The organism is Streptomyces sp. F001 (genome assembly GCF_004187715.1).
Classification (GTDB): domain Bacteria; phylum Actinomycetota; class Actinomycetes; order Streptomycetales; family Streptomycetaceae; genus Streptomyces; species Streptomyces flavusporus.
This window is the reverse complement of the sequence record NZ_QZWF01000001.1, coordinates 517,316-530,812: the sequence shown is the minus strand read 5'-3', so window position 1 is coordinate 530,812 and position 13,497 is coordinate 517,316. Positions and strand designations below refer to the sequence as shown.

Here is a 13,497-nt window from a genome sequence, read left to right as displayed (position 1 = left end):
CTGAGAGTGGTCTACCACCTCTCCCACCCATCTTCACCCTTCGCCCGTCGCCCCTGCCGCGCGGAGGCACGTGCAGGGCAGACGAGTGGGATCGAGGCGGACCTCGCTCATGAGGGGCTCTCGCCGGAGTGGGTGCTCTCACGCGCCTCGCAGCAGTACCGCCTCCAGTGTGTCGAGGGCGGAGCGGAGTTCCTGTTCCGTGATGGTCAGCGGGGGTGCCAGGCGGATGGTGGAGCCGTGGGTGTCCTTGACCAGAACGCCCTCCCGCATGAGGCGCTCGCTGACCTCACGGCCGGTGCCGAGGGACGGGTCGATGTCGACGCCCGCCCACAGCCCGCGCGCCCGGAAGCCGACGACACCCTGGCCGACGAGCTTCGCCAGGCCGTCCCGCAGGACCACGCCCAGCTCCGCCGCCCGGCGCTGGAACTCGCCCGTCTCCAGCAGGTCCACCACCGCCGTGCCGACCGCCGCCGCCAGCGGGTTGCCGCCGAACGTCGAACCGTGCTCACCCGGCCGCAGCACACCGAGGACCTCCCGGCGCGCGACCACCGCCGACACCGGCACGATGCCACCGCCCAGCGCCTTGCCGAGGAGCAGTACGTCCGGGACGACGCCCTCGTGTTCGACGGCGAGGGTACGGCCGGTACGGCCGAGGCCCGACTGGATCTCGTCCGCCACCCACAGGCAGCCCTTGCGCCGGGTCAGGTCGCGGACGCCCGCCAGATAGCCGTCGTCCGGGATCAGCACACCGGCCTCGCCCTGGATCGGCTCGATCAGCACCGCCGCCGTCGTCTCGTCGATCGCCGCCTCCAGCGCCGCCAGGTCGTTGTACGGCACGATCCGGAAGCCCGGCGTGAAGGGGCCGAAGCCCGTCCGCGCCGTCTCGTCCGTGGAGAAGCTGACGATGGTCGTCGTACGGCCGTGGAAGTTCTCCGCCGCGACCACGATCGTGGCCCGGTCGGCGGGGACGCCCTTCACGTCGTACGCCCACTTGCGCGCCACCTTGATGCCGCTCTCGACCGCCTCCGCGCCGGTGTTCATGGGCAGCACCATGTCCAGGCCGGTCAGCCCGGCCAGCCGCTCGGCGAACTCGGCGAGCCGGTCGTTGTGGAACGCACGCGAGGTCAGGGTCAGACGGTCCAGCTGGCGGTGCGCCGCGTCGATCAGCGCGGGGTGCCGGTGGCCGAAGTTGAGGGCGGAGTAGCCGGCCAGCATGTCGAGGTAGCGGCGGCCCTCGACGTCCTCCACCCAGGTGCCCTCGGCGCGGGCGACGACCACGGGCAGGGGGTGGTAGTTGTGCGCGAGGACCGGCTCCTCGGCGCGGATCAGCTCGGCGGAGTCGCGGGTACGGGCGGGTGCGGTCATGGGCGGATCTCCTGGGTGCAGCACTTGATGCCGCCGCCGGCCTTGTGGAACTCCGACAGGTCGACGGGGACGGGGACGTAACCGTGGTCGGCCAGCTGTGAGGCGAGGCCCTCGGCGCGAGGCGGGACGAAGACGTGGTGTCCGTCGGAGACGGAGTTCAGCCCGAACGCCATCGCGTCCTCGCGGGTGCCGAGCACCGCGTCCGGGTACAGCCGCTCCAGCACCTCGCGGCTGCCGGGCGAGAACGCCTGAGGAAAGTACGCGATGTTCTCGTCGTCGAGCACGAACAGCGCAGTGTCCAGGTGGTAGAAGTACGGGTCCACCAGCGTCAGCGAGATCACCGGGACGCCGAAGAACTCCTGCACCTCGCGATGCGCCTCGCGGGTGGTACGGAAGCCGGTGCCGGCCAGCAGGTACCGGCCCGTGAAGACGAGGTCGCCCTCGCCCTCGCACACGTTCTCGGGCCGGTAGACGTCGTAGCCCGCCGCCTTGAACCAGGTCTCGTAGTGGGTGGACTCGGGGCGGCGCTCGGGCGCGTGGAAGAGGGAGCCGAAGACGCGGCCGCCGACGACGACCGCCGAGTTCGCGGCGAAGACCATGTCCGGCAGCCCGGGCACCGGCGGCACGGTCTCGACCGTGTGGCCGTGGGACCGGTAGGTGTGGATCAGCGCCTGCCACTGCTCCTGGGCCAGATCGAGGTCGACGCGGACGTCGGGATGCATCCAGGGATTGATCGCGTACTGCACGGCGAAGTGCCTGGGTTCGCAGACCAGGAAGCGCCGTCGACGCGGCACACGGCTTGTGGGCACAGAGGGGTACCTCCGCTTCCAGCGGTGTCGACTGAGGGTTGACACCAAGGTAGGAAGCGACCACGACGGGCGACAAGCAACAAAAGCTGCGTGTCTGCGCAGGAATGCTGCGTTCTGAACGCCCTCAGCGCACGTCTGGTGCGGCTTGCGGGGGAGGGTGGCTGGCACCCGCCTCAGGACTCTCCGGGAGCAGGTGGGACAGCACCATCACACTGATCGTCTTCCTGATGAACGGCTCCGCACGGATCCGCTCGAGCACCTCCTCGAAGTGCTCCACGTCCCTCGCCCGCACATGCAGCAGCGCGTCCGCCCCACCGGTCACCGTCATCGCCGCCGTGATCTCGGGGTGATGGCGCACGACCTCCGCCAGCCGCCGGGGCGGGGCGGCGCCCTCGCAGTACACCTCGACGTACGCCTCCGTGCGCCAGCCCAGCGCCGACGGCTGCACCGTCGCCGTGAACCCGGTGATCACGCCCGTCTCGCGCAGCCGGTCCACCCGGCGCTTGACGGCGGTCGCGGACAGCCCGATCGCTGTGCCGATCTCGGCGAAACTGGTCCTGGAGTTCGCCATCAACGCGGTGATGATCTTCCGGTCGAGCTCGTCGAAGGATGCCGGCCTGCTGTTCATGCGGGCACTGTATCCAGCGGAAACGTCCACGTCCGGCCCGTGTGCAGGCGTACGGAATGCTCCTAGACTCCACGTTCATGCTGCGCGCCCTGGCTGTCGACGACGAACGCCCCTCGCTCGAGGAACTCGTGTACCTGCTGAACGCGGATCCACGGATCAGCAGCGCGGAGGGCGCCGGCGACGCGACCGAGGCGCTGCGCCGCATCAACCGCGCCCTGGAGTCCGGGCCGGACGGGCCGGAGGCCATCGACGTCGTCTTCCTCGACATCAACATGCCCGGCCTCGACGGACTCGACCTGGCCCGCCTGCTGACCGGGTTCGCCCAGCCGCCGCTGGTCGTCTTCGTCACCGCCCACGAGGACTTCGCCGTCCAGGCCTTCGACCTCAAGGCGGTCGACTACGTGCTCAAGCCGGTCCGCAAGGAGCGCCTCGCCGAGGCCGTGCGCCGGGCCGCCGAACTGCGCGGCACCGCACCGCGCATCCCCGTGCACGAGCCCGACCCCGACCACATACCCGTCGAACTGGGCGGCGTGACCCGCTTCGTCGCCGTCGACGACATCACCCATGTCGAGGCGCAGGGCGACTACGCCCGACTGCACACCGGCAAGGGCAGCCACCTGGTGCGCATCCCGCTGTCCACCCTGGAGGACCGCTGGCGTTCCCGCGGCTTCGTCCGCATCCACCGCCGCCATCTGGTCGCCCTGCGCCACATCGGCGAACTCCGCCTGGACGCGGGCACGGTCAGCGTCCTGGTCGGCTCCGAGGAACTCCAGGTCAGCCGCCGCCACGCCCGTGAGCTGCGGGACCTGCTGATGCGCCGGACCACGAGCTAGGGGAGATGCGCATGCCCCAGGACCAGACCGAACGCCGCGTCGTCGTCACCGGACCGCCCCGCCGCACCGGCCGGGCCTCCGGCTACTACCGCCCACGCACCGAGATCGATGAACAGACCACCCTCGGCCACACGTACGTCCGCTCCCTGATGCGTACCCAACTGCGCGCCGCGCTCACCGTGTTCGCCGTGCTCGGCCTGCTGGTCGGCCCCCTGCCGCTGGTTTTCGCGGTGACCCCGAACGCCCGCCGTCTGGAGTGGCTGGTGCTCGGCTTCGGCCTGTACGCGCCGCTGGTGCTGCTCGCCCGCTGGTATGTGCGGCGCGCAGAGCGCAACGAACGGGACTTCGTGCGTCTCGTCGAGGACCGCTGAGCCGGCCGAGGTCCCCGCCCGTGTACTCCGGATACGCCGTCCCCGCCGTCGCCCTGGTCGTCGTCGCGACCGTCCTCGTCGGCGCGTTCGGCCTGCGCATCTCCCGAACGACCTCCGACTTCTACGTCGCCTCCCGCACCGTGGGCCCGCGCCTGAACGCCGCCGCCATCAGCGGCGAGTACCTCTCCGCGGCCTCCTTCCTCGGCATCGCCGGCCTGGTCCTGGTCCAGGGTCCCGACATGCTCTGGTACCCCGTCGGCTACACCGCCGGATACCTCGTCCTCCTGCTCTTCGTCGCCGCCCCCCTCCGCCGCTCCGGCGCCTACACGCTGCCCGACTTCGCCGAGGCCCGGCTCGCCTCCCCGGCGGTGCGCCGGCTCGCGGGCGCCTTCGTCGTCGGCGTCGGCTGGCTGTATCTGCTGCCCCAACTCCAGGGCGCCGGGCTGACGTTGACCGTGCTGACGGGCGCGCCCGACTCGCTCGGCGGGATCATCGTCGCCGTCGTCGTGACCGCGATCGTCGCCGCGGGCGGCATGCGCAGCATCACCTTCGTGCAGGCCTTCCAGTACTGGCTCAAACTCACCGCCCTCCTGGTCCCCGCCCTGTTCCTGGTCCTCGCCTGGCAGGGCGACGGAGCCCCCCGCAACGCCTTCGACGAACCGGCCGGCTTCCGCGAACAGCGCGTTGTCCGCGTCGACGACACCCTCGACCTGAAGCTCGAAGAACCGCTGACGGTGACGGTGACCGGCACGGTCGACGGCCGTAGACACGAGGACGACAGCCTGCGGCTGTCCGCCGGCACCCACCGCATCGAGCAGAGCACCCGCCTGACTTTCGACAAGGGCGACCCCGTCCCCACGGCCGACTCGGCCGGCGGCGGCTTGTCGCCCTCCCGGGCCGAGAGTCGTGCGGAACGCCCGCTGTACGCCACGTACGGTCTGATCCTCGCCACCTTCCTCGGCACCATGGGCCTGCCGCATGTCGTCGTCCGCTTCTACACCAGCCCCCACGGCGTGGCCGCCCGCCGTACGACGGTGGCCGTGCTGGCGCTGATCGGCGGCTTCTACCTGCTGCCGCCCGTGTACGGCGCCCTCGGCCGGCTGTACGCCCCCGAACTCACCCTCACCGGCGACGCGGACGCGGCCGTCCTGCTGCTGCCCGAGCGGATGATCGGCGGCGTCGGCGGCGATCTGCTCGGCGCGCTGGTGGCGGGCGGCGCCTTCGCCGCGTTCCTGTCCACGGCGTCGGGGCTGACCATGGCCGTCGCGGGTGTGCTGACGCAGGACGTCCTGCCGGCCCGCGGCGTGCGTCACTTCCGGCTCGGCACGGTGCTCGCCATGGCGGTGCCGCTCGCGGCGAGTGCCCTGGTCGGCGGGCTGCCGGTGGCCGACGCGGTCGGGCTGGCCTTCGCCGTGTCCGCCTCGTCGTTCTGTCCGCTGCTCGTGCTCGGCATCTGGTGGCGGCGGCTCACCCCGCCCGGCGCGGCCGCCGGGATGCTGCTGGGCGGCGGCTCGGCGTTCCTGGCCGTGGGCGCGACCATGGCCGGCTTCCCCGGCGGGGGCCCTTGGCACGCCCTGCTCGCCTGGCCCGCGTTGTGGTCGGTGCCGCTGGGCTTTCTCACGATGGTGCTGGTCTCCCTGGCGACCCCGGGCCGGGTCCCGGCGGGGACGGCGGCGATCCTGGCGCGGTTCCATCTGCCGGAGGAACTGCGGGCGGAGGTGAAGGCATGAGCGGTTTCCTGGCCGGCCTGTGCGTCGCCGTTCTGCCGCTGCTGGCCGCGGGCTTCTGGCTGGGTCGGCGTACGGCCCGCCCGGAGAGCCTCGGAGGCCTGGGCACCCCCGTCGAGCACGCCACCTTCCAGACCCTGCACACCGCCTCCCTCGCCGCACCCCCGCTGCGGGCGGGCCTCACCGAGGAGACCGCCCGCAAGTCGGCCCGCAGGCTGCGCACCCTGCTCGGCACGGACGCGCTGTGCCTCACCGACGAGACCCATGTCCTCGTCTGGGACGGAGTGGGCGACCACCACCGCGCCGAGATCATGGAACGGCTCGCCGGCCCGCTGGAGACCGGCCGCGGCGAGGCGTTCCGCCTCACCTGCGACGCCCCCGACTGCCCACTGCGCTGGGCCGTCGTGGCCCCCCTCACCGTCGACGACCGGGTGCACGGCGCCCTCGTCGCCTGCGCGCCCCGCGAGTCCGCCGTCCTCGTCCGGGCGGCCGGCGAGGTCGCCCGCTGGGTCTCCGTCCAGCTGGAACTCGCGGACCTGGACCAGTCCCGCACCCGTCTGATCGAGGCCGAGATCAAGGCCCTGCGCGCCCAGATATCCCCGCACTTCATCTTCAACTCGCTCGCGGTGATCGCCTCGTTCGTCCGCACTGACCCCGAACGCGCCCGCGAACTGCTTCTGGAGTTCGCCGACTTCACCCGCTACTCGTTCCGCAGGCACGGCGACTTCACCACCCTCGCCGACGAACTCCACGCCATCGACCACTACTTGGCGCTCGTGCGGGCACGCTTCGGCGACCGCCTCTCCGTCACCCTGCAGATCGCCCCCGAGGTGCTCCCGGTCGCCCTGCCCTTCCTCTGCCTCCAGCCGCTCGTCGAGAACGCCGTCAAGCACGGACTCGAGGGCAAGTCCGACAAGTGCCACATCAGCATCACCGCGCAGGACACCGGCGCCGAAGCCCTGGTCGTCATCGAGGACGACGGCGCCGGAATGGACCCCGACCTGCTGCGCCGCATCCTTGCCGGGGAGGTCAGCCCGTCGGGCGGCATCGGCCTGTCCAACGTCGACGACCGGCTCCGTCAGGTCTATGGCGACGGCTACGGCCTGGTCATCGAGACCGCGGTCGGCGCGGGCATGAAAGTCACCGCCCGGCTGCCGAAGTACCAGCCGGGCGTGCACTCGGCGGGGCGGCTCACCCGCGAGTGAAGACTCGCCGGGAGCTCAGGTGCTGCGCGTGGCGACCATACCGAGGGTGATCAGACCCAGCACGACCCAGCCGAACCACAGCCAGCCGTTGCTGCCGAGCGCCACCGTGTAGCCCGTCACCACGACGAGCCCGCCAACGGTGAGCACCCCCATCGCCTTCGTAGAACCGTCCGTGGAACCGGGCATCGCAACACCCTCCTCATGGTTCGTCCCCCTCCATGGTGCCCCCGTTCTGCTTCCGGACGGTGCAGACGACGAAATGAGTGCCGGATTTCCAGGACCCCTCACTGGTCCAGGAACCGGCCTCATATACGGAAGGGTCGAATCCGTAGTCGGCAGGCGGTACGTCCCGCGCGCACGCCGTGTCCGACCGCGTGCGCGCCTGCGCAAGCGTCAGCCCCGCGCCCAGACGGGTGAAACCGAGCACCTGCTCGTCGTGGCGTCCCGCGCAGGACACCAGCCGGACGTCCCGGTTGGAGCGGGCGTCGAGGCAGTCCCGTTTCTGCATGGTCGCCGTGTCCGTGAACGCCGATCCCGGCCTGCGATGGCCGGCGAGCGGCCCGTACACCGGCCCGTGCGCGCCCAGCACCAGACAGGCGGTGCGCCGTCCGGCCGTCTCGAAGCCCGCCTGCGTCGGCAGGACCGCGAAGCTGCGCACATCCGCGAGCCGCTCGCGGACCTCCCGCGTCATCTCCTCGCACCGGGCCTGCCCGAGCGTGCGTGCCTGCTCCGCGGACGCGGCTTCGAAGAACGCCATCACCTGCCCGTCGGGCGCCTTGTCCCGGCAGGTCGGGTCCAGGGAGAGCCGGGGCGTGCCGGTGAAACGAGCCGCGCCGGGCCAGTCGGCGAGGACGCAGTCGCCGGCCTTCAGCGGTGCGGCGAGCCCGACGGTGTCGCCGTACGGCGCCGCATCCGTGCCGTCGTCGGTCGTCCGGTCGGCCAGGGCGTACCAGACTCCGCCCAGCGCGAGGGCCAGCCCCAGGCCTCCGGAGACGAGTGCCCGCAGGGCCCGGGGACGAGTGCGGCGGCGTCGGCCCGGCTCCGGTGAAGGCGCCGCGACGAGGGCGGCTGCCGCGGCCGGCGGAAGAGCCGACGCCTCGTTCCAGTGGGGCCGCGACCCGAGGTCCGTCCGGGTCCGCACATACCCGTCGCCCTGCGGCGCCGCGATCCGCGCCAGTGCGGCCGCGGCCTGAGCCGTGGTCATCCGCTGCGCGGGATCCTTCGCGAGCAGCGTCCGCAGTACGGGTTCCAGGGCACCCGCGCCCACCGCGGGCCGTGGCTCCTCCGTCACCACCGCTGTGAGCTCCGCGAGGTGCGACTCCCGGTCGAAGGGGCCATGGCCCTCGACGCCGTAGTAGAGGGTGCAGCCCAGCGAGAACAGGTCGGCGGCCGGGGTGGGCGGCCCGCCGGTGACCCGCTCCGGCGCGAGATAGCCGGACGTGCCCACAAGGGCGGACGCGAGCGTGTACCGCGTCTCTCCCGTGTCCGGCTGCACGGAGATGCCGTAGTCGGTGAGCAGGATGCGTCCGTACGGGGCGCCGGTGCGGTCCGGCGCCAGCAGGATGTTCGCCGGTTTCACGTCCCGGTGCATGACGCCCCGCTCGTGTCCGGCGGTCAGCGCGTCCAGCACGGCCAGACCCGTGCGGGCACACTCCGCGGGGGCGAGCGGTCCGCGCCGGGCGACCAGGTCGCGCAGATCGACGGCGCCCGCCACGTACTCCATGACGATCCACGGCAGCCCCTCGTGCTCCAGCACGTCGTGCACGGTCACCACATGCGGATGACCGCGCAGCCCCGCCGCGTGCCGGGCCTCCGCGCGGGCCCGGGCAACCCGTGCCTCCCGCTCGTGGCCGGCCTCGGCCGGGTCGCGGAACACGATCTCCTTGAGCGCGACCTCGCACGCCAGTCTCTGGTCGTGGGCGAGCCACACATGGCCCATCCCACCGCTGCCGAGCCGGTGCAGCAGCAGATAGCGGCCGGCGATGACCCGGCCCACTCCCGACGTCGGTGATCCTGAAGGCATGCGGTGACTCCCTCGGGGTGCTACGTCGTGGCGCTCGCTGTGGGGTCGACGGTCCCGGGCTCACTCGGGACCGGTGCGCTGCCGTGCTCGCCGGAGGCCGGTGCGCTGCTCGGGACCGGATCACTCGGCGGAGGTGAGCTGGTCACCTCCGGGGGCGCGCTGGTTTCCGGGGCGGCTCGCTGGTGGCGGGACGGTGCTGGTGGGTGCTGGGCCGGAAGGCGGCGGGGCGGAGGGCGGGCGGCTGGTGGGCGGTGCGCTGGTGGGTGGATCCGTGGCCGGCGGTTCGCTCGTGGGTGGATCACTGGTCGGCGGTTCGCTCGTGGGAGCCGATGACGACGGCGTCGAGGCCGATGACGAGGGCTTCGAGGCCGACGGTGAGGGCGATGGCGTCGAGGTGTCGGACGACGGGTCGTCTTTCGGCTGTGAGGTCGCCGGGCTCGGGTCCGGGGGAGTGGTCGCCCCTCCGCTCGTGCCGTCGGCCACGCTCAGCGTCACGTACTCCCCGAACCGCAGCTCCGTCCCGGCCGGCGGATCGGACGCCATGACCCGCGCACCGTCGGGCGGCAACCCGCCGCCGTCGAACGCAACCGCCAGCCCCGCGTCGGCCAGCAGCCGGCTCGCCCGCCCGAACGTCGTCCCGGCCAGGTCCGGTACGGCGCGCCGCTCCCGCGTGTCGAAAGCGGAGTCGTCGTCACCCGTCGTGCCGACCGGACGGCTGATCCCGCGGTCCGGGGCGTCCACGTCGACCAAGGCCAGCCGGTCCAGTGTCCGCGGGGCGGGCTGCACGGCCACCACGGAGTCGCGGTCGTAGCCCTGCCACTTCTGGTTGCCGTCCTCGAACCGGACCAAAATCCTCCCGGTGTCCCCCTCGAAGGGGCGCAGCGGATTTCCGCAGGAGCACTTGACGGCGGGCAGTCCCTGCGGGTCGACGAGAACGGCGATTCCCGCCTGCAACAACGCATCGAAGGGAACAGACTTTCCCTTCTTGTAGTCATGGTTCTTCACGAGTGTGTCGGTACGGAGGAGAACCGGCGTGAGCCGGTCGAGATACTCCGGGATCTCGGCCGTCGTGATATCGAGCGCGGTCGCCCAGGCCTGTGCCTTGCGGTGATTCCTGGGATCGGTGAGGAATTCCTTCAACCGTGCGACATCACAGATCCGCTGCTCCCCGGTGCCGCCGTACAGCCCTGGTGTGTCGCCCTGCTGAAGGCCGCCCGGCGCCGGACGGGAGCGGAGGCCGACGTCGTGGCCGAGCCCCGCGCTCTCGTCGAAGAAAGGTGCGAGTGAAGGAACTCCCGCGGCAACGGCCTGCACCGCGAACAAAGGTGCGCCCCGGTCACATCCGCTCAGGACCACCACGAAAACCAACAGGACGGCGATCCTGCGGAACACCGATTTCCCCGCCCTGCGCAGGTACACACGAAACGTCATCACCGCTCCCCCCGGCGGTTCCCCCAACGCGTTTCATGCTACTGAAAGGAACTGCCCGGAAAAGGCGGTCAGCGGCTGCGTGCGTTCAGTGAGGCCAAATAGGCGTTGTATGCCTCGAGTTCCTTGTCACCGTCGCGGTCGGCGGCCCGGTCCTTGCGCCGTGCCTGCCGCTGGTCGGAGGCGTACCACTGGAACAGCAGGGCGATCAGCACGAGTACGGACGGGATTTCGCTGAACGCCCAGGCGATACCGCCGGCCGCGTTCTGGTCGCTGAGTGCATCGATACCGAGGGAGGCGGGCGGGTCGGCGTACGTCTCGATCATCGGCGTCGAGGCCATCATCAGCGCGATACCGAAGAACGCGTGGAACGGCATGCCCGCGAACAGCTCCAGCATCCGCATCAGATAGCCCGGCCGGTGCGGTCCCGGGTCCACGCCCATGATCGGCCAGAAGAACACCAGGCCGACCGCGAGGAAGTGCACCATCATCGCGACGTGCCCCACCTTGGAGCCCATCAGGAAGTCGAAGATCGGGGTGAAGTACAGCGCGTACAGGCTGGCGATGAACAGCGGGATCGTGAACACCGGGTGGGTGATGATCCGCATGTACCGGCTGTGCAGCACGGCCAGCAGCAGCTCACGCGGGCCCTTGCGGCCCCGGGCGGCCGGCGGAAGTGCGCGCAGCGCCAGGGTGATGGGGGCGCCGAGCAGGATCATGATCGGGGACAGCATGCTGATCACCATGTGCTGCACCATGTGCACGCTGAACATGACCATGCCGTAGTCGTTCAGCTTGGTGCACATCATCAGCCCGACGCTCAGCACACCGGCGCCGAAGGAAACGGTCCGCCCCACCGGCCACTTGTCCCCGCGCCGTATCAGCCGGGCGACGCCCCAGCCGTACAGCACGAGCGCCAGCAGACACGCGACGAGGAAGAACGGGTCCGCCGACCACTGAAGACCCCGCCCCAGCGTGAACGGCGGCAGATCCGTCGTCATGCCGTGCCCGCTGTGATCCATCCGCCGGCTCCTGATTCATGGGGGTTGCGTAATGTCCGTCCACAGTTGTCTGGCGACAGCTGTTTGTCCGCACCAGAGTAGAACCGCCCCCGGCCGCTGCTGCGGCCGGGGGCGGTTGAAGCTCACGTACGCGCTAAAGAACGCACTCCGCCTCGGCGTACCGCTCCGCAGGCACCGTCTTCAGCGTCTCCACCGCCTCGCCCAGCGGCACCATGACGATGTCGGTCCCGCGCAGTGCGGTCATCTTGCCGAACTCGCCGCGGTGGGCGGCCTCCACGGCGTGCCAGCCGAAACGGGTCGCTAGCACCCGGTCGTACGCCGTCGGCGTCCCACCCCGCTGCACATGCCCGAGGATCACCGGCCGCGCCTCCTTGCCGAGCCGCTGCTCGAGCTCGATGGACAGCTGACGCGCGACACCCGCGAACCTCTCGTGCCCGTAGATGTCCTTGCCCCCCTCGTCGAACGCCATGGTGCCGGGCCGCGGCTTGGCACCCTCCGCGGCGACGACGATCGCGAACCGCTTGCCCGCCTCGAAGCGCTCGCCGACCCGCGCGGTCAGCTCGTCGATGTCGAAGGGGCGTTCCGGTACGACGACGGCGTGGGCGCCCGCCGCCATCCCGGAGTGCAGTGCGATCCAGCCGGTGTGGCGGCCCATGACCTCCACGATCAGCACCCGCTGATGGGACTCGGCGGTGGTCTTGAGCCGGTCAAGGGCCTCGGTCGCCACAGTCACAGCCGTGTCGAAGCCGAACGTCACGTCCGTGACCGCGATGTCGTTGTCGATGGTCTTCGGCACCCCGACGATGGGCAAGCCGCTGTCCGACAGCAGCCGGGCCGCCTTGAGCGTGCCCTCACCGCCGATCGGAATGATCACGTCGAGGCCGAGCTCGGCCACATGCCCCTTGGCCCGCTCCACGCCGTCGCGCAGATGCTCGGGACGGACCCGGGAGGAGCCGAGGATGGTGCCGCCGCGGGCCAGGATGCCGCCCACCGCGTCGAGGTCGAGCTTGAGATAGTCGCACTCCAGGAGGCCCTTCCAGCCGTCCCGGAAGCCGATGACCTCGTCGCCGCGGTCGGCGACGGCACGGTGCACGACGGACCGGATGACGGCGTTCAGGCCGGGGCAGTCGCCGCCGGACGTGAGGACACCAATGCGCATAGCCCGAAATACCTTCTCGACGTGGGCCGGGGACCGGACCACGTTGTCCGGCTCGATCCCCGCCACCCTAGCGGCACCAGGGGGCGGGGCCGAAGCGTGCGTCCGCCTGCTGGACGAGCGCGCTCACCTGTGCGGATGGCCCGTCAGACGGGCTGGTCAAGCCGGGTCGGCGCCCAGGTGTACGGGCCTCAGGCAGGCTGCTGTTGGGCCGCCGCGATGCGCTCGCTGCGCAGCGCCTCGTACCAGCGGTCGTCGGTCGGCGGCAGCGCGTTCACGTCGAGTGCCAACTTCAGCAGCAGGTCCGCGATCTGCGGGTTGCGGGCGAGCACGGGACCGTGCATGTACGTGCCGAACACGGTGTCGTTGTACGCGCCCTCCGTGCCGTCGCCCGTGCCGTTGCCCTTGCCGAGGCGGACCTGGGCCAGGGGGCGGGCGGTGGGGCCGAGATGGGTGACGCCCTGGTGGTTCTCGAAGCCCGTCAGCGGCGGCAGGCCGAGACGCGGGTCGATGTCCGCGAGGACGTCACCGACGCACCGCTCGCCCTCGCCGCGTACCGAGACGACGTCGAGCAGACCGAGGCCGGGCTCGCGCTGGCCGAGGTCGTTGATGAACTCGTGGCCGAGGATCTGGTACCCGGCGCAGACGGAGAAGACGATCGCGCCGTTCCCCACCGCCCGGTGCAGACCCCCGTCACGGCGCAGCCGCTCGGCCGCCAGCCGCTGCGGCCGGTCCTCGCCGCCGCCGATCAGGTAGATGTCGCCGGAGGTCGGGATCGGCTGGTCACTGCGCACGTCGAGCCGGGCCACGTCCAGGCCCCGCTGCCGGGCCCGGCGCTCCACGACGAGGACATTGCCCTGGTCGCCGTAGGTGCTGAGCAGGTCGGGGTAGATCCAGACGACCCGCAGGCTGTTGTCGCTCATGAAGTCA

At 71.3% G+C, this 13,497-nt stretch carries 13 protein-coding genes; 4 read left to right on the top strand and 9 right to left on the bottom strand.

Annotated elements, in window-relative coordinates:
- Positions 1 to 138: 138 nt before the first annotated feature.
- The 3 genes from rocD to StrepF001_RS02370 form a co-directional block, all read right to left on the bottom strand.
- The gene (rocD, locus tag StrepF001_RS02380) at positions 139 to 1,365 is read right to left on the bottom strand and encodes an ornithine--oxo-acid transaminase (protein WP_129796608.1); all 1,227 of its coding nucleotides are present in this window, start codon (positions 1,363 to 1,365) and stop codon (positions 139 to 141) included.
- Complete coding sequence (gene ddaH, locus StrepF001_RS02375; RefSeq protein ID WP_129796607.1) at positions 1,362 to 2,174, bottom strand: dimethylargininase; 813 nt, start codon at positions 2,172 to 2,174, stop codon at positions 1,362 to 1,364. Before ddaH ends, rocD begins: the two co-directional genes overlap by 4 nt.
- 124 nt (positions 2,175 to 2,298) lie before the next feature.
- On the bottom strand, positions 2,299 to 2,802 hold the full coding sequence (locus tag StrepF001_RS02370; RefSeq protein WP_129796606.1) for an Lrp/AsnC family transcriptional regulator: 504 nt from the start codon (positions 2,800 to 2,802) through the stop codon (positions 2,299 to 2,301).
- Between the two features lie 77 nt (positions 2,803 to 2,879).
- On the opposite strand from StrepF001_RS02370, the gene StrepF001_RS02365 reads away from it, so the two are divergent.
- The 4 genes from StrepF001_RS02365 to StrepF001_RS02350 are packed head-to-tail and all read left to right on the top strand — an operon-like array spanning position 2,880 to position 6,938.
- The gene (locus tag StrepF001_RS02365; RefSeq protein ID WP_129797481.1) at positions 2,880 to 3,635 is read left to right on the top strand and encodes a LytTR family transcriptional regulator DNA-binding domain-containing protein; all 756 of its coding nucleotides are present in this window, start codon (positions 2,880 to 2,882) and stop codon (positions 3,633 to 3,635) included.
- Positions 3,636 to 3,646: 11 nt separating this feature from the next.
- A complete protein-coding gene (locus StrepF001_RS02360) occupies positions 3,647 to 4,006 on the top strand; it encodes a hypothetical protein (protein ID WP_129796605.1) in 360 nt (119 codons plus the stop codon).
- Positions 4,007 to 4,026: 20 nt separating this feature from the next.
- A complete protein-coding gene (locus StrepF001_RS02355) occupies positions 4,027 to 5,736 on the top strand; it encodes a cation acetate symporter (protein ID WP_129796604.1) in 1,710 nt (569 codons plus the stop codon).
- Entirely contained in the window at positions 5,733 to 6,938 is a 1,206-nt protein-coding gene (locus StrepF001_RS02350; RefSeq protein WP_129796603.1) for a histidine kinase, read from the top strand. Before StrepF001_RS02355 ends, StrepF001_RS02350 begins: the two co-directional genes overlap by 4 nt.
- Before the next feature lie 15 nt (positions 6,939 to 6,953).
- On the opposite strand, the gene StrepF001_RS02345 is transcribed toward StrepF001_RS02350, so the two are convergent.
- The 6 genes from StrepF001_RS02345 to StrepF001_RS02320 form a co-directional block, all read right to left on the bottom strand.
- Entirely contained in the window at positions 6,954 to 7,124 is a 171-nt protein-coding gene (locus StrepF001_RS02345) for a hypothetical protein (protein ID WP_129796602.1), read from the bottom strand.
- A gap of 13 nt (positions 7,125 to 7,137) precedes the next feature.
- Positions 7,138 to 8,961 carry a serine/threonine-protein kinase gene (locus StrepF001_RS02340; protein WP_129796601.1) on the bottom strand — a complete coding sequence of 608 codons (1,824 nt, stop codon included), beginning with the start codon at positions 8,959 to 8,961 and terminating at the stop codon, positions 7,138 to 7,140.
- A gap of 120 nt (positions 8,962 to 9,081) precedes the next feature.
- Positions 9,082 to 10,392: a PASTA domain-containing protein gene (locus tag StrepF001_RS02335; RefSeq protein WP_240797264.1), complete on the bottom strand. Its 1,311-nt coding sequence runs from the start codon at positions 10,390 to 10,392 to the stop codon at positions 9,082 to 9,084.
- Positions 10,393 to 10,460: 68 nt separating this feature from the next.
- A complete protein-coding gene (locus StrepF001_RS02330) occupies positions 10,461 to 11,411 on the bottom strand; it encodes a cytochrome c oxidase assembly protein (RefSeq protein WP_129796600.1) in 951 nt (316 codons plus the stop codon).
- A 133-nt stretch (positions 11,412 to 11,544) separates the two neighbouring features.
- Positions 11,545 to 12,570, bottom strand: coding sequence for a 6-phosphofructokinase (locus StrepF001_RS02325; protein WP_129796599.1), 1,026 nt, complete (start codon positions 12,568 to 12,570; stop codon positions 11,545 to 11,547).
- A gap of 188 nt (positions 12,571 to 12,758) precedes the next feature.
- The gene (locus StrepF001_RS02320; RefSeq protein ID WP_129796598.1) at positions 12,759 to 13,490 is read right to left on the bottom strand and encodes a glutamine amidotransferase; all 732 of its coding nucleotides are present in this window, start codon (positions 13,488 to 13,490) and stop codon (positions 12,759 to 12,761) included.
- Positions 13,491 to 13,497: the final 7 nt, after the last annotated feature.